Genomic DNA, 23,165 nt, shown 5'->3' with positions numbered 1-23,165 from the left:
GACGGATTTCTGGAACCCCGCCACGGCGCTGGCAAGGTGTCAGCCTGTGGCGGAGTGTTTCAGCGCGGCGCCGATGGCGGGTTTCAGCGCGGCCAGGGCGGTGCCGGTGCGGCGCGCCAGGCGGATCAGCCCGGGCAGATCCTGCGGGCGGCGCAGCAGCGCGCGCAGCACCCGCCAGGGGGCGGGGTTGCCGTCCTCATCCAGCCCATGGGCGGCGGCGGGGGGCAGGGCCTCATGCGCGGTGTCGCCCACGGCGCGCAGCACGGCGAAGGGAATGCCCAGTGAGGCGCAGTGCCGGGCCACCACGGCGCTTTCCATATCCACGGCGGCGGCGCCGGTGCGGGCGCGCAGCGCGGCCTTTTCCGCCGCCGAGGCGATCAGCGTGTCGCAGCCCGCCAGCACCACGGGGCGCGCCCCGGTGGCGGCGGCCAGCTGGGCGGTCCAGGCGGCGTCGGGGGTATAGGGGCCCTCGGGTGCCATCAACGCCGAGGCCAGCAGCAGCGCGCCGCTGGGCAAGGCGGGGTCCAGCCCGCCCGCCACGCCGAAGCTCAGGATGCGTTCGGGCCGGGGCAGGGCTGCCAGCCGGCGCGCCAGCAGCGCCGGGTTGGCGGCGGCGCAGACCACCGCCATACCCGGGGGCAGCAGCGCCGCCTCCGCCTGGAAACCGACGGCGACCAGCATCACAGCGGCGGCCGCATGCCCTTGAAGCCCGCCAGCGCCTCATATCCGGCGGCGGCGCGGAACAGCAGCGCCTCCCGCCAGGCGGGGGCGACGAACTGAACCGACAGCGGCAACCCGCCGGAGGACAGGCCCGACATCAGCGTGATCGCCGGATGGCCGGTCACGTTGAAGGCGGTGCGCGCCTGGCGGGGATAGGTGCGCTCCACCTCCGGCACATCGTCGATGCGCGCGGCGGGGTCCATGGAGGAGGCGCAGAGCAGGATGTCCACCTCCTCGAAGGCGGCCTGCACGGCGGCCAGCAGCTTGGCGCGGTGACGCTGGGCCTGCACCACATCGGCGCCCGTCACGAACATGCCGGGCAGCAGGCGGCGGCGGGTGACGCCCGCGTATTTCTCCGGCGCCTCGCGCAGCCAGAATTCGTGGATGGAGGCGCTCTCGGCCCCCAGCAGGGTGCGGTTCACCACGGCGAAGTCATTGAGGCTGGGCAGGGCGATATCGCGCACCGTGGCACCATGCGCGGCCAGCAGGGCCGCCGCCGCATCCAGCGACGCGGCCATTTCGGGGTGCGCGGGCTGGTCCTTCTCATGGAAATTCCGGACATAGCCGATGCGCAGGCCGGACAGCCCGCCCGCGATCTCGCCGCGATAGGCGTTGCCGGTCATGGCTTCCAGCATGATGGCCGAATCCTCGACCGTGCGGGTCAGCGGGCCCACATGGTCCAGGGTGAAGGCCAGCGGGAACACGCCCGCGCGCGGCACCAGGTCATAGGTGGGCTTCAGGCCGACGATGCCGCAATGGCTGGCCGGGTGGCGCACCGAGCCGCCGGTATCCGTGCCCAGCGCCGCCGGGAACATCCCCGCCGCGACCGAGGCGCCGGACCCCGAGGAGGAGCCGCCCGGGTGATGGCCCGTGTTCCACGGGTTGCGCGCGGGCGGGAAGGGCAGGTCGAAGGCCGGCCCGCCGATGGCGAATTCATGGGTCGAGAGCTTGGCCGGGAACACCGCCCCCGCCGCGCGCAGCCGGGCCACCACGATGGCGTCCTCGGCCTTCCGGTTGTCCAGCAACTGGGCGGAATGGCAGGTGGTGATCTCACCCGCGATGTCGATGATGTCCTTGATGCCGACGGGGATGCCGTGCAACGGGCCGCGCGGGGTTTCGCGGTCCAGCGCCTCGGCCGCGGCCAGCGCCGGCTGTTCCAGGATGCGGATGCAGGCGTTCAGGCGGGGTTCCACCTCCGCCACGCGCTCCAGGCAGGAGCGTAGCAGGGTGCTGGGCTTCAGCGCGCCATCGGCGATGCGGGCGGAGGCCTCGGCCAGGGTCAGGGTCCAGGGGGCTGTGCTCATGCCTTGGGCTCCGGTTTCGGCAGGGACCAGGCGGGGGCGGGCTCATCGGCCGGGTTGCGCGTGCGCGGCAGGCGGCCGCGCTGGGCCTGCTGCGTGGCGAGGGCCGCCAGCACATCGTCGCGGTGGTTCGCCCAGGCCTTGTGCAGGCCGGCGGCGAGGGCAAGGGTCTCGGCGGTGTTCTCGTCCATGCGGCGCAGCGTGGCACGGTTGCGGCGCGAAAAAAATGCGCCCCGGAAAAAAACCGGGGATGGCGGTCCTGGGGGGGGGGGAGATTGGGAAGGGACCGCCATCCCCGCAAGTGCACCGAGCAAGTGCCGGTGAGTCCGGGAGAGGGAAGCCACGGGAGGTCAGGTATGGCTTCCGGGGTTGCTTATGCGGTCTCAACGCTGAAGCCTCCCTTTACGTTGCAAAAAAATTCGCGCCTCCTGCGCGGATGTCGCACGCCGCAAAAAACCTGCCCCTCACGGGCCTCCGCGTGGTCGAGCTCGGCCACTACATCGCCGCCCCCTTCGCCACCCGGCTGCTGGCCGATCTGGGGGCGGAGGTCATCAAGGTGGAACCGCCCGAGGGCGACCCGGTGCGCGGCTGGGGCAGCCTGAAGGACGGCCACCCGGTGTGGTTCAGCGTGCATGGGCGCAACAAGCTGTCGGTCACGCTCGACCTGAAAAGCGACGACGGCAAGGCGAAGCTGCGCAAGCTGTGCGCCCGCGCCGACGCGCTGGTGGAGAATTTCCGCCCCGGATACCTGGAGCGCCTGGGCCTGGGCCCCGCCGCCCTGCACGCGATCAACCCCAAGCTGATCATCGCCCGGGTTTCCGGCTACGGCCAGGACGGGCCGTACCGCGACAAGCCCGCCTTCGGCGCGATCGGCGAGGCGATGGGCGGCTTGCGCCACCTGACCGCCAATCCGGGCCAGACCGACTATCCGCCGCCGCGCTGCGGGGTTTCGATCAGCGACGACCTGGCTGGCATGTATGCCGCGATGGCCCTCGTTTCCGCCTGCTGGGGCGTGAAGGCGGGCAACCATGAAGGCCGGGTGGTGGATGTGGACCTCGTATCCTCCGTGTTCAGCCTGATGGAGGGGATGCTGCCCGAATACGGCCTGTTCGGCTGGGTGCGGCAGCCGCAGGGCGCCGCCATCAAGACCGCCGCCCCCACCAACACCTACCCCTGCGCCGATGGCAAATGGCTGTGCATCGCCGGCAATTCGGACCTGATCTTCCGCCGGCTGATGGCCGCGATCGGCAGGCCGGACCTGGCGGCCGACCCGCGCATGGCCAACAACCACGGCCGTTGCCAGAATGTGGAACTGCTGGACAGCGCCATCGCCGACTGGACGCGCACCCGCACCGCCAAGGAAGCCGAGGATGTGCTGGAAGCCGCCGAGGTGCCGTGCTCGCGCCTGTACGACATGAAGGATTGCGCCGAGGACCCGCATTTCCGGGCCCGCGACATCGTGATGGAGGTCGAGGACCCGCTGATCGGCCCCGTGCTGCACCCCGCCGCCCCCTTCCGTTTCGACGGCACCCCGGCGCGCGACATGGTGCGCTGGACGGGCCCCGCCGCGGGCGCGCACAATGACCATGTGTTCAAGGAATTGCTGGGGGAAACAACATGATCGCCATTTCCGAGGTCAGCCCGCGCGACGGGTTGCAGCCCATCAAGGGCTTCGTCCCCACCGAGACCAAGATCGAACTCGTCCGCCGCCTTTACGCCGCCGGGCTGCGCCGGATGGAGGTGGGCAGCTTCGTCTCCCCGCGCGCCATCCCGCAGATGGCCGATACCGGCGATGTGCTGGCCGAGGCGCTGAAGCTGGAGGGGCTGGAATGCACCGTGCTGGTGCCGAACCGGCGCGGCTTCGACGCGGCACTCCAGGCGGGTGCGCACCGGCTGGGCTATTTCATGTCCGCCACCGAGGGCCACAGCCGCGCCAACCTGAACCGCGGCATCGAGGAGTGCCTGGCCGAACTCTCCACCCTGGTCAGCGAGACGCCGGCGCATGTGAAGATCCGCTTCAACCTCTCCACCTGCTACCACTGCCCCTTCGAGGGCGTGGTGCCGGAGGACGCCGTGAAGGCGCTGGTGAACCGCGTCGCGCCGCTGAACGCCGCCATGGAGATCTCCCTGTGCGACACCACCGGCAATGCGGCGCCCGACCAGGTGAAGCGGCTGATCGGCTGGGCGATCGAGACCCACGGGCCCCGCTTCGCCTTCCATGGCCATGACACCTACGGCATGGGCGTGGCCAATGCGGTCGCTGCCTATGAGGCCGGCTGCCGGGTGATCGACACCTCGGCGGGCGGCATCGGCGGCTGCCCCTACGCGCCCGGCGCCACGGGCAATGTGGCGACGGAGGATGTGGTCTGGGCCTTCACCCGCATGGGGGTGGAGACCGGGACGGATTGGGCGAAGCTGCTGGATGCCGCGGATTTCGCGGCGGCCGTGCCCGGGGCGACGCCGGGCGGGCGCATGCGCGGCGTGCCGGCGGCGCGGGCGGCGTAGGCGGGAGCAGGGGAGGGGGCCGCACCCCCGCCCGGGGCTTGCTCGCTACTGCTTCTTCAGCCGCATGGCGAAGAACCCGTCCATCCCGCCGAGTTCGCCCAGCATGTCCGGCCGGGTCCGCATCGCGCCCTCGCGTGTGATCGCCATTTCCAGCCCCGGCAGTTCCTCCGGCCGCACCGCGTCCAGCACGACGCCTTCCGGCAGCCGGGCCAGATGCGCCTCCCCTTCCTCCCCTTGCAGGGAGCAGGTGGCGAAGACGATCCGCCCGCCCGGCGCCAGCAGCGCGCAGGCGGCTTCCAGCAGGCGGGTTTGCGTGTCGGCCAGCTTGGCCACGTCGTTCACCCGCTTCAGATGCGCCACATCGGGGTGGCGGCGGATGGTGCCGGTGGCGGTGCAGGGCGCGTCCAGCAGGATGGCGTCGAACAGGGTTTCCGGTTTCCAGCTCAGCCCGTCGGCCACCACCACCTCGGCCGGCAGGGCCAGGCGGGTCAAGTTCTCCCGCAGGCGCACGGCGCGCTTGGGGTCGCGCTCCACGGCCACCACGGTGGCGCCGGCGGCGGCCAGCTGGGCGGTCTTGCCGCCGGGGGCGGCGCACAGGTCCAGCACGCGTTCCCCGGGGCGGGCGGCCAGCAGGCGGGCGGGCAGGGCGGCCGCGGCATCCTGGGCCCACAGCGTGCCCTCGGCGAAGCCCGGCAGTTCCATGATGCGCGTGCCGCCGGGCAGGCGGGCGGTGCCGGTGGGCAGCATCACCGCCCCCTCCACGCTGGCGCCGGGCTTTAGCGAGAGGTCCAGCGGCGCCTCATGCTGATGCGCCTCCGCGATCGCGCGCACGGCGGTGCCGTGGGTCTTGTGCCAGGCGGTCCACAGCCAGCTCGGCGTGTCCAGCCGGGGGGCGTCCAGCCCCTCCAGCGCGGCGGGGCCGGCGGCGGCCACCTTGCGCAGCACGGCGTTCACCAGCCCCGAGAACGGGCGCGGCACCAATGAGACGCAATCGCTGACGGCCGCGTGCGGGGGCGTGCCCAGCAGGGTCAGCTCCGCCGCGCCGATGCGCAGTGCCTGGCGCACGGGCGGCGGCGGCTCGCGCTTCAGATAGGGTTCCAGCACCGCGTCCAGCGAGCCCATGCGCCGCAGCACGGCGGCGGCGATGCGGTGGCCGGCGGCGCGGTCGCGCGCCTCCATGGCGGGCAGGGCGTCCAGCGCTTCCTCCAGCGGGCGGCGGGCCTGCAGGACGGCGGTGAGAAGGGCGTGGGCGGCCTGGCGGGTTGCAGTGGGCATGCGCGGCTTATGACGCCCCCTTCAATACACCACCAGCCCTTGCAGCCCTTGGCGTTCGGCGGCGCGCGCAAGGCTGCCATCCGCCTTCGCGGCGGCGAGGAAATTGTTGACCTCCGCCAGCCACGCCGCATCCCCCCGCGCGACGGCATAGGCCATCAGCGTGTTGCCGAAGCGCGGCGGGGCCTCCAGCAGGCGCACCCAGCCGCGCTGTTCCGCCAGGCCCCGGCCATAGGGCACGCTGGCGATGAACACATCCGCCCGGCCCGAGAACACCTCGGCCTCGCTCTGGCGCGGCGGGCGCATCACCGAAAGCTCGGCCTGGGTCAGGGTCTGGCGCATCACCTCCTCGGCCTGGCTGCCGGGGGCCACGGCCACCAGCACGCCGGGGCGGTCGATCTCCTGCCAGCTCAGCACCCGCACGCTGGCCCGATTCGCGATGCCGACCAGCGCGGTGCTGAAATAGGGCTTGCTGAAGGCCACCCGCTGGCTGCGCTCGGTGGTGACCGTCACGCCGGACATGGCGATGTCGCAGCCATTGCTTTCGAGCTGGGAGATGACCTCGCCCATGCCCACCACCACGAAGGCGACGCGCAGGCCCAGCCTCTCGCCCAGCGCGCGGGCCATGTCGATGTCCACCCCTTCCAGCTCCGCGCTGCGCGGGTTGCGCCAGGACATGCCGAAAAAGCCCGGCCAGATGCACACCCGCAGCTCCCCGCGCGCGCGGATCGCGGCCAATCTGTCTTCCTGGGCATGGGCCTGAGAGGCCCCGGTGCAAATCGCGCAAAGCCCTGCAACAATGCCCGCGATGGTGTTCAGCAGAGATTTCCGCATCAGGCTTCGCCGTGCCTTCGGGCTGGGGGTTCCGGCCGTGTCGCCGCCGCGCCCGTGGCGGCTGTTCGGCCTGGCCGCGTCGGTGGTGATCGCGGCCCTGTTCGCCATCTACACCATCGTGATGCAGCGCGCCCAGCAGGATGCGCTGGCCGCCGCGGCGGAGATGACACGCAACCTCGCCGCCTCGCTCGCCGAGCAGATGGGCCGCTCGATCCAGACGGTGGAGATCCTGCTGCCCGATGCCGAGGCCGCGATCCGCACCGGCACGCTGGTGGGGCTGATGCAGGAACTGCCGCAGCTGCGCGCCGTGGTGGGCACGGATGCGGCCGGGCGGGTGCGCACCTCGACCGAGCCCGGGCTGATCGGCTTCCAGCTGGATGACCGGGAATGGTTCCGGGCCCTGCGGCTGCGCCCGCTGCGCCTGCGCCTGGGCGCGCCGGAGGCCGGGCGCTATCTGGCCGTGGGCGCGCGCGGCGTGCAGGAGGTGGGGCTGTGGACCATCCCGCTCGCCCTGGCCCAGCGCAACGCGGCCGGCGAGTTCGAGGGCGCGGCCGTCGCCCTGCTGAACCCCGACCATTTCAGCGGGCTGGCCCAGCGCGTGGCCGAAAGCTTCGGCGTGACGGTGCGCGTCAGCGCGGCCAATGGCGCCCTGCTGGCCCGCAGCGACGGCCGGCTGGAGGGCATCGGCCAGCTGCATCCCGGCAGCTGGCCCTTCCGGGATTTCCTGCCCCGCCGCGCCCAGGGCAGCCATGATGGCCCGGACCTGGACGGCCAGCCCGTGCTGGCCGCTTTCGACAGCAGCCCCCAGGGCCTGATGATCGTGGAGGTGGCCCGCGCGCGCGACGCCGCCCTGGCGCCGACGGAGCGGCTGGGCCAGCTGCTGGCGCTGTCCATGCTGGGCACCGGCCTGCTGGTGATGGGCGCGCTGTGGCTGCTGCTGCGCCAGTCCCGCCTGTTGCAGGAACAGGGCAAGGCGCTGGTCCGCAGCGAGGCCGCGGCCCTGGCCGGCGCCCGCGCGAAGGAGGAATTCCTCGCCTCCATGAGCCATGAGATCCGCACGCCGATGAACGGCGTGATCGGCATGGCCAGCCTGCTGCTCGATTCCCCGCTGGACCCGTTGCAGCGCCGCCACGCCGAGACCATCCAGCACAGCGCCGAGCACCTGATGCTGCTGCTGAACGACATCCTGGACCTGTCGAAGCTGGAAGCCGGGGAGCTGGCGCAGGAACGCCTGCCCTTCGACCCCGAGGCCGAGCTGGCCACCATCATGGACCTGTTCGCCCCCCGCGCGGCCGAGAAGGGCGTGGAGCTGCTGGTCAACCTCTCGCCCGACCTGCCGCCGCGCGTGCTGGGGGACCCGGGGCGGTTCCGCCAGCTGGTGTTCAACCTGGTCGGCAACGCCATGAAGTTCACCGAGGCCGGCGCCATCGAGCTCGCCCTCTCGGCCCGGCCGGAGGGGGTGAACATGCGCCTGCTCTGCGCCGTGACCGACACCGGCATCGGGCTGGAGAAGGAGCAGATCCCCTATCTGTTCGAGCGCTTCACCCAGGCCGATGCCTCGATCCGGCGGCGCTATGGCGGCTCGGGCCTCGGGCTCGCGATCTGCCGGCGGCTGGCGCAGCAGATGGGCGGCGACATCACGGCCCGCCAGCGCGACCCCGCCCTGCCGCGCGGCGGCGGCAGCGTGTTCGAGTTCAGCGTGCTGACCGGCCGGCTGATGGGCCGCCGGCCGGAGCCGCCCGCCGCCCTGGCCGGCATGGCGGCCCTGGTGATCGAGGGCCAGCCCCGCCTGACCGAATTGCTGGCGCTGGGCCTGCGCGAACTGGGCATGAGCCCGGTTCTGGCCAGCCCGGAGGCGGCGCTGGCGGTGCTGGAGCGCACCGCCCCCCGCCTGGCCTTCATCCCGCAAGGCCCCGCCGAGAGCGCCCCCCTGGCTCGCGCTCTGCGCGCGCGCGCGCCGGGGCTGGGCACGGTCCTCGTCACCTCCGTCACCGATGTGGTGCCCGGGGAGCTGTGCCTGGTGAAGCCCATCCTGCCCGCCCGCCTGCGGGAGGCCGTGCAGGCCGCCCTGGCGCCGGAACGCCCCCCCGCCGCCCCGGCGGGGCCCGACCAAGCCGAGCCGCCGCGCGCCACCCCGCGCATCCTGCTGGTGGAGGACAACGCCACCAACCAGCTGGTGATCCGCAGCATGCTGGCCACGGTGGGCTGCGAGGTGGAGGTGGCCAACAACGGGCTGGAAGCCGTCGACGCCGCCGCGCGGGAGGCCTTCGCCGTGATCCTGATGGATGTGCAGATGCCGCAGATGGACGGGCTGGAAGCCACGCGGCAGATCCGCGCCTCCGGCGGGCCGAATGCCCGGGCGCGCATCATCGGGCTGACGGCGGCGGCGGGCCCGGAATACGAACGGCAATGCCTGGAGGCGGGGATGGACGAATACCTGACCAAGCCGATTCGGCGGCAGGAATTGCTGGCGCGGCTGCCGCTGTAGGGGCCGTCTCCCCCTGGCCAACCCGCTCCGCTCCATGCACGCTCCTGGTGGGAGGAACCCTTCATGCGCTGGCTGATCATCCTGGTTCTCGGCATCGGCACCGCCCGTGCCGAACCCGCCCACCGCCTCGTCGCCAGCGCGAACCCCATGGCCTCCGAGGCCGGGCTGGCCATGCTGCGCCAGGGCGGCACCGCCATGGATGCCGCGGTCGCGGTGCAGGCCATGCTCTCCGTCGTGGAGCCCCATGCCAGTGGCCTGGGCGGTGGCGCGCTGATCCTCTCCTGGCGGGGTGATCGGCGGGAGCTGCTGCACATCGAGGGCATCGCCGCCGCCCCGGCCGACGTGCCCGCCCGCCTGACCGAGAACACCAGCCTGGCGGCGGTGGAGCGCAGCGGCCGCGCGGTGGGCGTGCCCGGCGCCATCGTGGCGCTGGCCGCGGCCCATGCCCGGCATGGCGCGCTGCCCTGGGCGTGGCTGTTCGAACCCGCGATCCGGGCGGCGGAGCAGGGCTTCCCCATGCCGCCTTATCTGCATGCCGTGCTGCGCAGCCGCGCCCGCGCGCTATCGGCGGTGCCGGAGATCGCCGCGTTGTATTTCGAGGCTGGCCAGCCCCGTGCCGTGGGCAGCCCGGTGCGCAACCCGGAGCAGGCGGCGGCGCTGCGGCTGGTGGCGGCCCAGGGCCCCGCCGCGATCCAGGGCGGCGCCCTGGGCCAGGCCATGGTGCGCGCTGCGGACCAGGGTGCGGTGCCGGGGCGCATGACCCTGGCCGACCTTTCGGGTTTCCAGGCGCGCGAACGCCCGGCGCTGTGCGCCGAGGCCTTCGGGCGGCGCATCTGCACGGCGGCGCCGCCTTCCTCGGGCGGGGTGGCGGTGCTGCAGCAGGTGATGCTGGCCGAGCACGCGGGCATCGCCCGGCTGGCGCCCGATTCCGCCCCCGCCGCGCATCTGCTGCTGGAAGCCAGCCGCCTGGCCCGCGCCGACCGCCGCCGCTGGATCGGCGACCCCGCCCAGGTCAGCGTGCCCAGCGAGGGGTTGATCGACCCCGCCTATCTGCGCAGCCGCGCGGCGCTGCTGGACCCGGCCCGCGCGATGGAGCGCGCCCCGGCCGGCGACCCGCCCCGCCGCCACGGCGCCATCCCCCCCAGCGGCGATCCGCTGCGGGAGGCCGCGACCTCTCACGTCGCCATCGTGGACGGGGCGGGCAACGCGGTTTCCTTCACCACCACCAACAACCTGAATTTCGGCGCGGAGATCCTGGCCAGCGGCGTCACGCTGAACAATGGCCTGACCAATTTCAGCGGCGAGCCCGGGTCGCTGAACGCCATCGCGCCCAACCGCCGCCCGGCCACCACCATGGCGCCCACCATCGTCTTCGGCACGGATGGCCTGCCGGAGATCGTGCTGGGGGCCGGCGGCGGCGCGCGCATCATCGACGCGGTGGCCACCGCCCTGGTCGAGACCCTGGCCTGGGGCGCCGATGCCCATCGCGCCACCGCCCGCCCGCGCATCGGCGCGCAGACCGGCATGGAGGAGCTGGAAGCCAACACCCCCGCCGCCGCCCTGGCGCCGGAGCTGGCGGCGCTGGGCCACAACCCGCGCCCGGCCACGATGAACACCGGGCTGCAGATCCTGCGCCGCATCCCCGGCGGCTGGGAGGGCGCGGCCGACCCCCGGCGCGACGGCGCCGCGCTGGGGGATTGAGCCATGCACCGGCTGTTGCTGATGGGCGTGTCGGGCAGCGGCAAGTCCACCCTGGGCCCGCTGCTGGGGGCCGCGCTGGGCGTGCCCTTCGCCGATGCCGACGCCTTCCACCCGCCCGCCAACATCGAGAAGATGTCGCGCGGGGAGCCCCTGACGGATGCCGACCGCGCGCCCTGGCTGGCGGCGCTCGGCGCCTGGCTGGCGGGGCAGGCGGGGGGCGGCATCATCGGCTGCTCGGCGCTGAAGCGGGCCTATCGGGATGCGCTGCGGGCGGCGGCACCCGGGCTGCGGCTGCTGTTCCTGGCGGGCCCGCCCGCGCTGATCGCGGCGCGCCAGGCCGCGCGCCCAGGCCATTTCATGCCCGCCAGCCTGATGGACAGCCAGTTCGCCACGCTGGAACATCCGGCGCCGGAGGAGGACGCCATCATCCTCGACATCGCCCAGCCGCCCGTCGCCCTGCTGCGCGCGGCCCTTGCAGCCCTGCCCCCCGCGCAGCCGCGTTGACGGCCGCCCGAACCCCCTGGAAAACAGGCACATCCACAGGAGACACCCCATGGCGCTGACGCCCGAGATCAAGGCCAAGCTTGAGAAGATCACCACCGCGACGCTGACGACGGTGCTGCTGAAGAAGGGCCTGCGCAATGTGTGGCTGCGCGGCGCGGCCCCCTTCACCCCCGCCGCCAAGGGCAAGCGCATGGTGGGCACCGCCTTCACCCTGCGCTTCGTCCCCGCGCGTGAGGATCTGGCGACGCCGGAAAGCTGGTCCTCGCCGATCTCCACCCGTGCGGCCATCGAGGCGATGCCCGAGGGCGTGATCGTGGTGGCCGATGCCATGGGCATCAAGGACGCCGGCATTTTCGGCGACATCCTGTGCGCGCGCCTGGCCAAGCGCGGCGTGACCGCCCTGGTGACCGACGGCGCGGTGCGCGACGTGGCGGGCGTGAACGGCACCGGCCTGCCGGTGTGGTGCGCCGGCGGCGCGGCCCCGCCCTCCGTCGCGGGGCTGACCTTCGTGGCCTGGCAGCAGCCCATCGCCTGCGGCGGCGTGGCCGTGTTCCCCGACGACATCATCGTGGTGGACGATGACGGCGCGGTGCTGATCCCGGCGAACCTGCTGGAAAAGATCGTGGACGATTGCGTGGAGCAGGAGCGCCTGGAGGCCTGGATCATGGTGCAGGTCGAGGCCGGGCACGCCCTGCCGGGGCTGTACCCCGCCAACGCCGAGAACAAGGCGCGCTACGAGGCCGATAAGGCCGCTGGCAGGGCGTGACAGGCGGGGGCTTCGCCCCCGGCAAGGGGCATAGCCCCTTGCAACCCAGCCCAGGCCGCGGGGCGAAGCCCCCGGCCCGCACGTCCAGGATACGGAATGAAGAAACCAGCCCCCGACCAGCATGACTTCCCTTTCTGGACCGACGAGAAGTTCCGCATCGCGGACACCGACCTGAACGGGCACATCAACAACAACGCCATCGGCCAGTTGTATGAGGCCGGGCGGGGCGAGATCATTTCCTCCGTCCTCGGCCCGCCGGCCAAGCGCGAGATCGGCGCCGCGCTGGCCCGTGTCACGATCGACTATCTGGCGGAGGCGCATTACCCCGGCATGGCCCGCATCGGCAGCCGCATCAGCCGGCTGGGGACCAGCTCCATCACCATCTCCCAGGCGATTTTCGTGGAGGGGCGGTGCCTGGGCATGGCGGACAGCGTGATCGTCTTCCTGGACAAGGCGACCCGCAAATCCACGCCGATGCCGGAACACGTGCGCGAAGGCTTCACGCGGCTGGGATAGGGCGAGGGTATTTCCCGGCTCTGGCATCGGAATTGCATTGCCGCTGGCATCTCACAGCCACGGATACCGTTCCATGACGCTTTCCCGCCGCGAACTCCTGTCTGCCTCGGGCCTGGCGGTCGCCGCCCTGCCCGAACTGGGTGCAATGCAGCCGGCTTCTGCCCAGGCGGAGCGCGTGATCCGCTATGGCATCTCCATGGCCGACATCCCGCAGACCACCGGCCAGCCCGACCGCGGCGCCGGCGCCTATCAGTTCACCGGCTACACTTTGTATGACCCGCTGGTGGCGTGGGAGATGAATGTGGCCGACCGGCCGGGCAAGCTGGTGCCGGGCCTGGCCACCAGCTGGCAGGCCGACCCCGCCGACCGCACCAAATGGGTGTTCAAGCTGCGCGAAGGCGTGAAGTTCCACGACGGCAGCGATTTCAACGCCGATGCCGTGGTGTGGAATTTCGAGAAGGTGCTGAACCCCCAGGCGCCGCATTTCGACCAGCGCCAGGCCGCCCAGGTGCGCCCGCGCCTGCCCTCCGTCGCCTCCTGGCGCAAGGTGGATGACCTGACGGTGGAAGTGACCACCCGCGCGGTGGACAGCATCTTCCCCTACCAGATGCTGTGGTTCCTCATCTCCTCCCCCGCGCAGTACGAAAAGCTGGGCCGCAGCTGGGAGCGCTTCGCCTCCGAGCCCTCGGGCACCGGGCCGTTCAAGCTGGCGCGGCTGGTCCCGCGCGAACGCGCGGAGCTGGTGAAGAACGCGGCCTATTGGAACCCCGCGCGCATGGCGAAGGCGGACCGCATCGTGCTGGTGGTGGCGCCCGAGGACACGACGCGCACCAACGCGCTGCTGACCAACCAGGTAGATTTCATCGAGACGCCCTCGCCCGACCTGGTGCCCCGCCTGCGCCAGTCCGGCGCGCGCATCATCGAGAACGTGACGCCGCATGTGTGGAACTATCACCTGTCGCTGCTGGAGGGCTCGCCCTGGCGCGACAAGCGGCTGCGCCAGGCGCTGAACCTGGCCATCAACCGCGAGGAGGTGGTGGCGCTGATGAACGGCCTGGCCAAGCCCGCGGTGGGCGTGGTGGACCCGACCTCGCCCTGGTTCGGCAACCCGACCTTCCGCATCACCCATGACCCCGACCGCGCCCGCCGCCTGGTGCAGGAAGCGGGTTTCAGCCGCGCCAACCCGCTGCGCACCAAGTTCCTGGTGCCCACGGGCGGGTCGGGGCAGATGCTGTCCATGCCGATCAACGAATACTGCCAGTCGGCCTTCCGCGAGATCGGCGTCGAGATCAGCTTCGTGCCGGTGGAGCTGGAGGTGTCCTACACCTGCTGGCGCCAGGGCGCGGCGGGCGAGATCGCGCGCACCAACGGCACCACGGCCAATAATGTGGCCTATGTGACCAGCGACCCGCTCTATGCGCTGATCCGCTTCTTCCATTCCAACCAGATCTCGCCGCGCGGCGTGAACTGGAGCCATTTCCGCGATGCCGAGGTGGACCGCCTGATCGACGAGGCGACCAGCACCTTCGACGACGCGGCGGTGGACCGGCTGATGGCGCAGGTCCATCAGAAGGTGGTGGACGAGGCGCTGCTGGTGTTCGTGGTGCATGACACCAACCCGCATGCCGCCAGCCGCAATGTGCGCGGCTATACCCAGGCCCAGCATTGGTTCCAGGACCTGACGACGCTGGAATAGCGCCAGGGTGCCGCCTGTGGCAGGCTTGGCGGATGCAACGCCGTGACATCGCCACAGGGATCGCCGGTATCGGCCTGATGGGGACCGCCCAGGCCCAGGCCCAGACGCAGGCGGCGCCCCCGCTGATGGGGGGCGCGATCACCGATGTGCCCGGCATCAAGGTCGGGCATTTCTCCGAAACCCGCCGCCCCACCGGCTGTACCGTGCTGCTGGCCGAGGACGGGGCCGTGGGCGGGGTGGACGTGCGCGGCGCCGCCCCCGGCACGCGGGAGACGGACCTGCTCGACCCCTCCAACCTGGTGGAGCGGGTGCATGCGGTGGTGCTGACGGGCGGCAGCGCCTTCGGGCTGGATGCGGCCGGCGGCGTCATGCGCTTCCTGGAGGAAAAGGGCATCGGCCAGCCGGCCGGGCCCACCCGGGTGCCGATCGTCGCCTCCGCCGTCCTGTTCGACCTGGGCATGGGCGACCACACCATCCGCCCGGATGCCGAGGCCGGCTATCGCGCCGCCCGGGCCGCGAGCACCGAGGCGCCCGCCGAGGGCAGCGTGGGCGCCGGCATGGGCGCCACGGTGGGCAAGCTGTTCGGCCTGCCGCGCGCCATGAAGGGGGGCATCGGCACGGCCTCCGCCAGGGTGGGGAAGGTGACGCTGGGGGCCATCGTCGCGGTGAACGCGGTGGGCGATGTGATCGAGCCCGGCACCGGGCGCGTGCTGGCTGGCGCGCGGGATGCCGCCGGCGGGCGCCAGCGCATCAACGCCGCCGATGCCGTGATGCGCGGCGAGGCCCCCGCCGCCCTGCAGGCCGGCATGGCCACCACCATCGGCGCCATCGCGACGGACGCGGTGCTGACCAAGGCCCAAGCCCGCAAGCTGGCGCAGATGGCCCATGACGGGCTGGCCCGCGCCATCGACCCCATCCATACCATGTGGGATGGCGACACCATATTTTGCCTGGCCACGGGCAAATCCGCCCTGCCGGGCAACATGATGGCGCTGGGCATCATGGCCGCGCGGGTGATGGCGGCCGCCGTGCAGCGCGCCGCCCTGGCCGCCCGCGCCGTGACCGGCCCCGGCGTGCCGGACCTGCCCGCGGCCGTCGATCTGGGCTGAGCATTCATGCCGACAGTCGTCCGGGGGCGCTGTAGAGTGGCCGCGTATGATTCGGGCTGGGGAAGTGTTGGATGACTGAGCGTTGGGTTCTGTTCACCGGGCTGGTGCGTGTGCCCGACGAATTCCAGGCCAAGCTGAACACCGTGAGCCGCTGGATGGAGGAAGGTCTCGTCCAGGGCCTGGTGTTCTCCACCTGGATCGGGGAGGTGGACCAGTATCCCGAACTGCGCGCCCGCCTGCTGGAGATGGGGGCGACCATCGTGGAAAGCGTGCCCCCCCGCATCCGGACGGTGGGCCATGCGTTGCATCAGATGCAGGCGCTGCAACTCGGCCTGCGTGCCATCCCGCCGCGTGCCTTCGTGATGAAGACGCGCTCCGACATGAACATGCTGGTGGCCCAGCAGGAGGAGCTGCTGCGCCGTGGGCCGCAGCCGCTCTCATTGCCGCCGCACTGGCCCGCCGTCTTTGGTCATCGGGTGGCGGTGGCGGACAGCTTCATCTTCTCTCCCTTCTACACCAATGACATCCAGTTCTTCGGCATGCGGGAGGATCTTCTGAAGATCCCGGCCTTCGACATGGCGCTGGGGCTGTATTCCTCCTGCATCGGCACCGAGCAGTGGCTGCATGCCATGCCGTTCCTGAACAGCTTCCCGCTGCTGCGGCAGTTCCTGGCGTTTCAGCCCGGCCTGCTGTTCGGCCGGGACGCGGAAACCAAGGCCCTGTGCCGCACGCTGCTGGACCATGCGGTCACCCGGCAGTCCCTGTTCACCTCGCTGCTGATCCTGAAGCACTATTACGAGTTCATCTACGACAGCCCCAGCTTCCTGCCGGCCCCGCCGGAACTGGAATTCGAGGGGCTGTTCACGGAGGGGTATCTGCACGGCCTGCGGCCGCATATGTCGGCCTGCCAGCCCACCGTTAGCGCCACCCATGCGCTGGATGCGCTGTTGCGCGGCCGTTTCCGCTGCGATGGCGAAGATCTGGATTTCAGTGCCGAGGTCACGCGCCTGCGCGACTACACGCTGCAGCGGCAATGGGCCGCGGCCAGCCTGCCAGAGAGCGAGGACGACCCATGGATGCGGGTCGCGGCCCAGATGTCGCTGATCGTGGGCCAGCCGGTGGGGCGGCGCTACGAATGGCTGCGGGAAGGCAATGGCCGGGTGCTGCGTGACCACACCCACCCGGCGCAGATGCAGAGCCTGGACGGCGACAGCCAGATGGCCGCGCTGCGCGACGAGCTGCAATCCCACCGCGACCTGCACAAGCGCCTGCTCGACAAGCTGGCCGCGCGGGGGATCACCCCTTAGTCGTGTTGTCGTCCAGCTTGGGCTCGCCGCGCACGGGCTTGCCGCCCACGGCCAGCAGCAGGGCCTCGATCTGGTCCGCCGCGGCGGCCACATCGGCGGCATCGGTGCCCTTGGCCACCAGCGCCACCCCGCCGCGCACCGGCCCGGGGCGGAAATACGGATAGCTGCCGACATCCAGCGCCGGGAAGCGCGCCTGCACCGCCGCCAGCGGGTCCGCGATCTGGCCCTCGAACACGCCATCGGCGTGCACGGTCGCCGAGACGACGGGCTGGCCGCGTTCCAGCTTCGGCGCCAGCGCCCGGAACATCGCCTGCATGATGCGCGGCACGCCGGCCATCACATGCACGTTTTCCATCGAGAAACCGGGGGCGACGGTCGCCTCGTTCTCGATCAGCACGCAGCCGCGCGGCATGGTGGCCATGCGCAGGCGGGCGGCGTTGAATTCCGTGGGCGGGTTCTGGCTGGCGTAATAGGCGGCCATGCGGGCATGGGCCACCGGATGCACCTCCCACGGCACGCCGAAGGCCTTGGCGATGCATTCGCTGGTGATGTCGTCATGCGTCGGCCCGATGCCGCCGGTGGTGAACACATGGGTGAACTTCGCCCGCAGCTCATTCACCGTGCCCACGATCGTGGCCTCGATATCCGGGATCACCCGCACTTCCCGCACCGGGATGCCGAGCGCGCCCAGCTCCGTGGCCAGGAATTGCAGGTTGGCGTCGCGGGTGCGGCCGCTCAGCACCTCATTGCCGATGATCAGCAGGGCGGCGGTGGGGTTGGCGCTCATCTCACAGCATCTCCCGCAACATGGCGATCAGCGGCTTGTCCGCCGGGGGCATGGGGTATTCCTCCAGCCGGCTGGGGCGCACCCAGGCCAGATTCTGTCCCTCCACGCCGCGCAGCATGCCCTTCCAGCGCCGGCAGACATAGAGGGGCATCAGCAGATGGAATTTCTGATAGGCGTGGGAGGCGAAGGTGAGCGGCGCGAGGCAGGAGGCGGTGACGTCGATGTCCAGCTCCTCCTTCAATTCGCGGATCAGCGCGGCCTCCGGGCCTTCGCCGGGGTTCAGCTTGCCGCCGGGGAACTCCCACAGCCCCGCCAGCGCCTTGCCCGGCGGGCGCTGGGCCAGCAGGATGCGGCCATCGGCATCGACCAGCGCCACCGCCACCACCAGCAGGATGGGCAGTGGCGGCGGGGCCTCCAGCACCTGCGGCTTGTCCATGGCGAACAGGAAGACGGGCATGGAGCGATTGCGCGACAGGAAGCCCGCCATGCCCTCCCCGGTCGGGCGGAAGCCGATCTCGCGCAGGACCTTCTGGGAGCCGATATTATCCGTCAGCGCGCTGGCGACGATGCGGTCGAGGCCGAGCGTGGCGAAGCCCCAGTCCAGCAGGGCCTTCGCGGCTTCCCGCGCATAGCCCTGGCCCCAGAACTTGCGGCCGAGCCAATAGCCCAGCTCCGCCTCCGACGCGCCGCGCTTCACCGTCAGGCCGACGCAGCCCATCAGGGCGCCGTGGCTGTCGGCGATGGCCAGGTCGAAGGCCTCCCCGCGCTGCATCTGGGCGTGGGTGGAGGCGATCCATTCCTGGGCCAGCCCCTCCGGGTAGGGGAAGGGGACGCGGGCCAGGTTGCCGGCGACGGAATAGTCGTTGACCAGCCGGTGCAAGGCCTGCGCGTCGGCGGCGGTCAGGGGGCGGAGGATGAGGCGTTCGGTGCGGAGTTCAGGGGGGATCATGGGATTCGGGACTGCCAGTCGCTTGCGACCTGTGTAGCCGATGGCAGGGCGGCGGGTAAGGCGAGGCGCCGGCGGAAGACGGGTTTCCGCGCCCCCCCCCGGGGGGTGCATCCATGCGGCCCCGATATGTTATCCTTCGCATGCGTCCGCGAATGAAAGGTCCCTCCGCTGGCCATCTTCATGTTTGGCTCGATGCTCGTGGGCTTCCTGGGGCTGCTGACGCTGTGGCTCTGGACGCGGGACCGCGCGCAGCCCGCCCTGGGCTATTGGGCCGCGAGCCGGCTGATCGGCGCGGTGGGCACGCTGCTGCTCGGCCTGCGGGGCAACGTGTCGGACGGGCTGTCGATCGATGTGGCCAATACGCTGGTCTGCCTGGGCTATGCGATCAACTGGACCGGCGTGCGCCGGTTCGAGGGGCGGCAGCCTGTGCCCTGGCTGATCCTGGCCGGCGCCGTGGCCTGGCTGGCGGCGCTGCAGGTGCCGGCCTTCCGCGCCGACGTCTATGCGCGGGTGGCGCTGATGGCCTGCGTGCTGATCGCCTACAACGCGTTGAGCGTGATGGAATTCGTCCGCGGCCAGCGGGTGCAGCCGCTGCCGTCGCGGCCGCTGATGATCATGCTGCTGGTGGGGGTCACGGCGCTTTATGTCGTGACCGTCTTCCTGGTGCTGCTGCTGATCCCGCAGCAGGGCGGTGATCCGCTGTCCTTCGGCTTCTGGTTCGGCGCGCTGGCGATCCTGCATGTCGTGTACCTGACCGGCGGCACGCTGATCCTGGTGGTGCTGACCAAGGAGCGGGCGGAGGTGCGCTCCAACGCCGTGCTGGCTGCCGCGCGCGATGAGGCCGACCGCGCCAGCCTGCACAAGACGCATTTCCTGTCGCGGATGAGCCATGAATTGCGCACGCCGCTCAATGCCGTGCTGGGCATGGCGCAGGTGCTGGCGCGCGATGCCACGCTGGGGCCGGAGCAGCGCCGCAAGGCCGAGACGCTGGAACAGGCGGGCCGGCACCTGCTGGCGATCCTGAACGATGTGCTGGACATGGCGCGGATCGAGGCCGGGCGTTTCGCCACCATCCCCCGGCCGCTGCGGCTGGAGGATTTCCTGCGCGACACCCTGGCCCTGATGCAGGAGGTCGCGAACGCGAAGGGCGTGCGGCTGTCGCTGCGGCTGGAGCCCTCGCTGCCCGCCGTGGTGTCGGCCGATGAGGTGCGGGTGCGGCAGGTCCTGATGAACCTGCTGTCCAACGCCATCCGCTTCACCCCCGCCGGCGGGGCGGTGGTGCTGGAGGTCGCGCCGTGGGGAGGGCCAGGCAGCATGATGGCCGCCTTCGCCGTGACCGATACCGGCAGCGGCGTGCCCGCCGCCATGCGCGCCCGGCTGTTCGAGGCGTTCAGCCAGGCCAGCCTGGACGATACAAGGGGCGGCAGCGGGCTGGGCCTGGCCATCAGCGCGGCCCTGGCGCGCGCCATGGGGGGCGGGCTGAGCCATGCCGATGGGCCCGGAGGGCAGGGAAGCTGCTTCACGCTGCTGCTGCCCGTGCCGGCCGCGACGCTGGAGGCCACGGCCGAGCCCGCCGCGCCGCCCGCCGTGCGAGGGCTGCGGGTGCTGGTGGTGGACGATGTCCAGGCCAACCGGCTGGTGGTCGAGGCCTTGCTCAGCCCGGAGGGGCACCATGTCATCGAGGCGGCGAGCGGCGAGGCGGCGCTGGAATTGCTGGCCACCGAGCCCCTGCCGGACCTGATCCTGCTGGATGGGCGCATGCCCGGGTTGAGCGGCAGCGACACGCTGGCCCGCATCCGGGCCATGCCGGGGCCGGCCGGGCGGTTGCCGGTGATCGCGCTGACGGCCGACGTGCTGCCGGACCAAGTGCGGGAGATGCAGGCGGCGGGCTTCGACGGCCATCTGTCCAAGCCCATCGAGCATGCGGCGCTGCTGGCTGTGGTGGCGCGCTGGGGCGGTGCAAGGCGGGATGAGCATGGGAACGGGAAGCTGGAGCGGGGGCAGGGTTAGTCGAGCCGTTCCGCGAGCCATTCGAGGTGGAAATTGCCGATCAGGTGCCGCAGGCCACGGGTCCGTCCATCGGGCAGATGCGTCCATTCCCCGATGCGCGCGGCCGTGAGCGGGGTGTCGTCGTAGAGCAGGGTGGTTTCCATGGGGCCCCATGCGCCGGAGGCCCGTGCCTCACCCCAGGGGAAGCGGAGAGGCCGTTCTGCATTGGCCGCGATGCGGGTGCGATAGGCGGGATACAGCAGGGCCAGATGCACCAGATCCCCCGAATGCAAGGCCGGGTGGACCAGCAGCACCGCGATGCCCAGGGCGGCGGCCCGCCGCGGCAGCAATCGCCAGCGGGCGCGGAGCAGCGCGTAGATGGCACGCAAGCCGGCGATGACGAACCAAGCCAGCACAACCAGCAGCGCCAGCAAGACTTCTTCCTCTCCAGCGAGGTTGAAGGAGGCCAGCGTGCTGACAACGCACACCGCCATGGCCGGCAGGACCATGGCGGCGAGAAAACGCAGGGTGTCCTTGCGGCTCACCCCTGAGCCGTTCAGGAGCGGTAGGACCCGTTGATATCGATATACCCATGCGTCAGGTCGCAGGTCCACGCCGTGGCCTTGCCGCGGCCCAGGCCGATATCGACCGTGATCTCCACCTCGCGGCCCTTCATGTGGGCCACCACCGGGGTTTCGTCGTAACCCGGCACCACGCCGCCATCCTTGGCCATCCAGGTGCCGCCCACGGCCACCGAGAGCTTGTCGCGGTCGGCGGGTTCACCCGCCTTGCCCACGGCCATCACGATGCGGCCCCAGTTCGCGTCCTCGCCCGCGATCGCGGTCTTCACCAGCGGTGAATTGGCGATCGCCATGGCGATGCGATGGGCCGATTTCGCGCTGACGGCGCCCGTCACGTCGATGCGCACCAGCTTCTGCGCACCCTCGCCGTCGCGCGCCACCATCAGCGCCAGGTCCATGCAGACCTCGTTCAGGGCGCGGGCGAAATCCTTCAGCATCGCCCCGCCCTCGGCCGGCACGCGCGGGTGCTTGGCCTGGCCGGTGGCGAACAGCATCACGGTGTCAGAGGTGGAGGTGTCGCTGTCCACCGTCACGCAGTTGAAGCTGGGGTTCACGGCCTTGGTCAGCAGCTTCTGCAGCACGGGGGCCGGGATCTTCGCGTCGGTGGCGATGAAGCTCAGCATCGTGGCCATGTCGGGCGCGATCATGCCGCTGCCCTTGGCGATGCCGTTGATGGTCACCACCGCATCCCCGATGCGCGCCATGCGGGTGCTGGCCTTGGGGAAGGTGTCGGTGGTCATGATGCCGCGCGCGGCATCCGCCCAGGCGGTGTCGCCCAGGCTGGTGTGCAGGGCGGGCAGGGCGGCGGTCAGGCGCTCATGCGGCAGGGTCTCGCCGATCACGCCGGTGCTGGCCAGGAACACCTCGCGCGGCTTGCAGCCCAGCAGCTTGGCCGCGGCCTCGGCGGTGGCTTGGGTGGCTTCGCGCCCGGCCTTGCCGGTGAAGACGTTGGCGTTGCCCGCATTCACCACCAGCCCGCGCGCCTTGCCGTGCTTCAGGGCCTCGCGGCACCATTCCACCGGCGCGCCGGGGCACAGGTTGCGGGTATAGACGCCCGCCGCCGTGGTGCCGGCGGGGAATTCCATCATCGTCAGGTCCGCGCGGCCCTTGTAGCGGATGCCGGCGGCGATGACGCCGAGCGTCACCCCCTTGATGGCGGGCAGCGCCGGCAGCGGCAGGGCGAGCGGGGAAACCGGGATCTTTCCGGCCATGGTCATTTACCTCCGGGTAGGGGCAGCGGCGGGCGGCTGGGCGCCCTGCATCAGGCCGCCGGGGGCGGCGGGGGCTTCGACACGTTCGATGTTCAGCGTGCCCCGGATGCGCTCGATCGCGGCCTGCACTTCTTCCTGCAACAGCCGCTGGCGGATTTCTTCCTTCGAGTCGTCAAAGCTGGGGCCCGTGCCGGTACGTCGTTCATCCACGCGGATCACGTGCCAGCCGAACTGGGTGCGCACGGGCTGCGGGCTGACCTGGCCGGCCTGCATGGCGAAGGCGGCGGCGCTGAATTCGGGCACCATGTCGCCGCGCTTGAACCAGCCGAGCTCCCCCGACTCGCGCGTGCCGGCCCCTTGGGCGAAGCGGCGGCCCACCGCGTCGAAATCCTGGCCGCGCTGGATGTCGGCCAGTGCCGCGCGGGCCTCGGCCTCGGTGGGGACCAGGATGTGGCGGGCGCGCACCTCCTCCTCGGCCGGGCGGTTGCCGTAGTCGCGGTCATAGCGGGCGCGGATGGCCGCATCGGTCACGCGGGGCAGCACCTCGCGGCGCAGCAGCGCCTGGGTCAGCTCCTGCTGCTCCTGCCGGGCCAGGCGGGCGCGGATCTCGGGGTCGTTCTGCAGTCCGGCGCGGCGGGCGGCGATGCCCAGCGCGCGGTCGGTGATGGTGCGCTCCACCAGCTGGCGCATGGCTTCGGGCGGCAGCATGGTCGCCAGCGCCTCGGGCGGGACATTGCGCAGTTCGGGCGGCAGCACCTCACCGGCGGCGGCCAGCACGTCGGACAGCTTGATCGCCTCGCCCTCCACCCGGGCCAGAACCGGGTCCTCGGCGGCGGCGGGGGTGGCGGCCGCAGTGGGGGCGGTGCTGGGGGCGGTGCTGGGGGCGGCGCTGGGGGCGGCGCTGGGGGCGGCGCTGGGGGCGGGCGCGG

At 71.6% G+C, this 23,165-nt stretch carries 21 protein-coding genes; 11 read left to right on the top strand and 10 right to left on the bottom strand.

Features of this window, described 5'->3' with window-relative positions:
• Nucleotides 1-39: 39 nt before the first annotated feature.
• The 3 genes from GT007_RS10250 to GT007_RS10240 are packed head-to-tail and all read right to left on the bottom strand — an operon-like array spanning nucleotide 40 to nucleotide 2,212.
• A complete protein-coding gene (locus tag GT007_RS10250; protein WP_160121512.1) occupies nucleotides 40-681 on the bottom strand; it encodes a phosphorylase family protein in 642 nt (213 codons plus the stop codon).
• Nucleotides 681-2,024 carry an amidase gene (locus GT007_RS10245; RefSeq protein ID WP_160121511.1) on the bottom strand — a complete coding sequence of 448 codons (1,344 nt, stop codon included), beginning with the start codon at nucleotides 2,022-2,024 and terminating at the stop codon, nucleotides 681-683. Before GT007_RS10245 ends, GT007_RS10250 begins: the two co-directional genes overlap by 1 nt.
• The gene (locus tag GT007_RS10240) at nucleotides 2,021-2,212 is read right to left on the bottom strand and encodes a hypothetical protein (RefSeq protein WP_160121510.1); all 192 of its coding nucleotides are present in this window, start codon (nucleotides 2,210-2,212) and stop codon (nucleotides 2,021-2,023) included. Before GT007_RS10240 ends, GT007_RS10245 begins: the two co-directional genes overlap by 4 nt.
• 245 nt (nucleotides 2,213-2,457) lie before the next feature.
• Here GT007_RS10240 and GT007_RS10235 point away from each other — a divergent pair, with 245 nt between their 5' ends.
• Both GT007_RS10235 and GT007_RS10230 read left to right on the top strand, forming a co-directional pair.
• Nucleotides 2,458-3,642, top strand: coding sequence for a CaiB/BaiF CoA transferase family protein (locus GT007_RS10235; RefSeq protein WP_160121509.1), 1,185 nt, complete (start codon nucleotides 2,458-2,460; stop codon nucleotides 3,640-3,642).
• Nucleotides 3,639-4,526, top strand: a complete 888-nt coding sequence (locus GT007_RS10230) for a hydroxymethylglutaryl-CoA lyase (RefSeq protein ID WP_160121508.1) — start codon at nucleotides 3,639-3,641, stop codon at nucleotides 4,524-4,526. The genes GT007_RS10235 and GT007_RS10230 overlap by 4 nt, the downstream gene beginning before the upstream one ends.
• A gap of 45 nt (nucleotides 4,527-4,571) precedes the next feature.
• On the opposite strand, the gene GT007_RS10225 is transcribed toward GT007_RS10230, so the two are convergent.
• Nucleotides 4,572-5,801: a transcription antitermination factor NusB gene (locus GT007_RS10225; RefSeq protein ID WP_160121507.1), complete on the bottom strand. Its 1,230-nt coding sequence runs from the start codon at nucleotides 5,799-5,801 to the stop codon at nucleotides 4,572-4,574.
• Between the two features lie 21 nt (nucleotides 5,802-5,822).
• A complete protein-coding gene (locus tag GT007_RS10220; RefSeq protein WP_160121506.1) occupies nucleotides 5,823-6,536 on the bottom strand; it encodes a substrate-binding periplasmic protein in 714 nt (237 codons plus the stop codon).
• A gap of 70 nt (nucleotides 6,537-6,606) precedes the next feature.
• On the opposite strand from GT007_RS10220, the gene GT007_RS22785 reads away from it, so the two are divergent.
• From GT007_RS22785 to GT007_RS10180, 8 genes are all read left to right on the top strand, one after another.
• Nucleotides 6,607-9,120, top strand: coding sequence for a hybrid sensor histidine kinase/response regulator (locus tag GT007_RS22785; RefSeq protein WP_160121505.1), 2,514 nt, complete (start codon nucleotides 6,607-6,609; stop codon nucleotides 9,118-9,120).
• Nucleotides 9,121-9,183: 63 nt separating this feature from the next.
• Nucleotides 9,184-10,821, top strand: a complete 1,638-nt coding sequence (locus tag GT007_RS10210; RefSeq protein ID WP_160121504.1) for a gamma-glutamyltransferase family protein — start codon at nucleotides 9,184-9,186, stop codon at nucleotides 10,819-10,821.
• A gap of 3 nt (nucleotides 10,822-10,824) precedes the next feature.
• On the top strand, nucleotides 10,825-11,325 hold the full coding sequence (locus tag GT007_RS10205; protein WP_160121503.1) for a gluconokinase: 501 nt from the start codon (nucleotides 10,825-10,827) through the stop codon (nucleotides 11,323-11,325).
• A 49-nt stretch (nucleotides 11,326-11,374) separates the two neighbouring features.
• On the top strand, nucleotides 11,375-12,091 hold the full coding sequence (locus tag GT007_RS10200; protein ID WP_160121502.1) for a ribonuclease activity regulator RraA: 717 nt from the start codon (nucleotides 11,375-11,377) through the stop codon (nucleotides 12,089-12,091).
• A 96-nt stretch (nucleotides 12,092-12,187) separates the two neighbouring features.
• Complete coding sequence (locus GT007_RS10195; protein ID WP_160121501.1) at nucleotides 12,188-12,607, top strand: acyl-CoA thioesterase; 420 nt, start codon at nucleotides 12,188-12,190, stop codon at nucleotides 12,605-12,607.
• A 73-nt stretch (nucleotides 12,608-12,680) separates the two neighbouring features.
• Nucleotides 12,681-14,303 carry an ABC transporter substrate-binding protein gene (locus GT007_RS10190; RefSeq protein WP_160121500.1) on the top strand — a complete coding sequence of 541 codons (1,623 nt, stop codon included), beginning with the start codon at nucleotides 12,681-12,683 and terminating at the stop codon, nucleotides 14,301-14,303.
• A 32-nt stretch (nucleotides 14,304-14,335) separates the two neighbouring features.
• Entirely contained in the window at nucleotides 14,336-15,412 is a 1,077-nt protein-coding gene (locus GT007_RS10185; protein ID WP_160121499.1) for a P1 family peptidase, read from the top strand.
• 71 nt (nucleotides 15,413-15,483) lie between these two features.
• Complete coding sequence (locus GT007_RS10180) at nucleotides 15,484-16,719, top strand: hypothetical protein (protein WP_160121498.1); 1,236 nt, start codon at nucleotides 15,484-15,486, stop codon at nucleotides 16,717-16,719.
• Here GT007_RS10180 and GT007_RS10175 read toward each other — a convergent pair.
• A complete protein-coding gene (locus GT007_RS10175) occupies nucleotides 16,709-17,506 on the bottom strand; it encodes a competence/damage-inducible protein A (RefSeq protein ID WP_160121497.1) in 798 nt (265 codons plus the stop codon). The two genes, GT007_RS10180 and GT007_RS10175, sit on opposite strands and share 11 nt — an antisense overlap.
• Nucleotide 17,507: 1 nt before the next feature.
• The gene (locus GT007_RS10170; RefSeq protein ID WP_201451871.1) at nucleotides 17,508-18,455 is read right to left on the bottom strand and encodes a bifunctional GNAT family N-acetyltransferase/(deoxy)nucleoside triphosphate pyrophosphohydrolase; all 948 of its coding nucleotides are present in this window, start codon (nucleotides 18,453-18,455) and stop codon (nucleotides 17,508-17,510) included.
• A 192-nt stretch (nucleotides 18,456-18,647) separates the two neighbouring features.
• Between GT007_RS10170 and GT007_RS10165 the strand changes: the two genes are divergently transcribed.
• Nucleotides 18,648-20,465 carry an ATP-binding protein gene (locus tag GT007_RS10165; RefSeq protein ID WP_160121496.1) on the top strand — a complete coding sequence of 606 codons (1,818 nt, stop codon included), beginning with the start codon at nucleotides 18,648-18,650 and terminating at the stop codon, nucleotides 20,463-20,465.
• Here GT007_RS10165 and GT007_RS10160 read toward each other — a convergent pair.
• The 3 genes from GT007_RS10160 to GT007_RS22185 all read right to left on the bottom strand — a co-directional run.
• Nucleotides 20,462-20,989 carry a hypothetical protein gene (locus GT007_RS10160; RefSeq protein WP_160121495.1) on the bottom strand — a complete coding sequence of 176 codons (528 nt, stop codon included), beginning with the start codon at nucleotides 20,987-20,989 and terminating at the stop codon, nucleotides 20,462-20,464. The genes GT007_RS10165 and GT007_RS10160 overlap by 4 nt on opposite strands.
• 11 nt (nucleotides 20,990-21,000) lie before the next feature.
• Entirely contained in the window at nucleotides 21,001-22,236 is a 1,236-nt protein-coding gene (gene argJ / locus GT007_RS10155; protein ID WP_160121494.1) for a bifunctional glutamate N-acetyltransferase/amino-acid acetyltransferase ArgJ, read from the bottom strand.
• A 6-nt stretch (nucleotides 22,237-22,242) separates the two neighbouring features.
• Nucleotides 22,243-23,165, bottom strand: a 923-nt coding sequence (locus tag GT007_RS22185; RefSeq protein WP_201451870.1) for a peptidylprolyl isomerase, incomplete at its 5' end; no start/stop codon positions are given.

The organism is Rhodovarius lipocyclicus (assembly GCF_009900765.1).
In the GTDB taxonomy this organism is placed as follows: Bacteria; Pseudomonadota; Alphaproteobacteria; order Acetobacterales; family Acetobacteraceae; genus Rhodovarius; species Rhodovarius lipocyclicus.
Note: the sequence above shows the minus strand (reverse complement) of the source record. Positions and strands in the feature narration are given on the sequence as shown.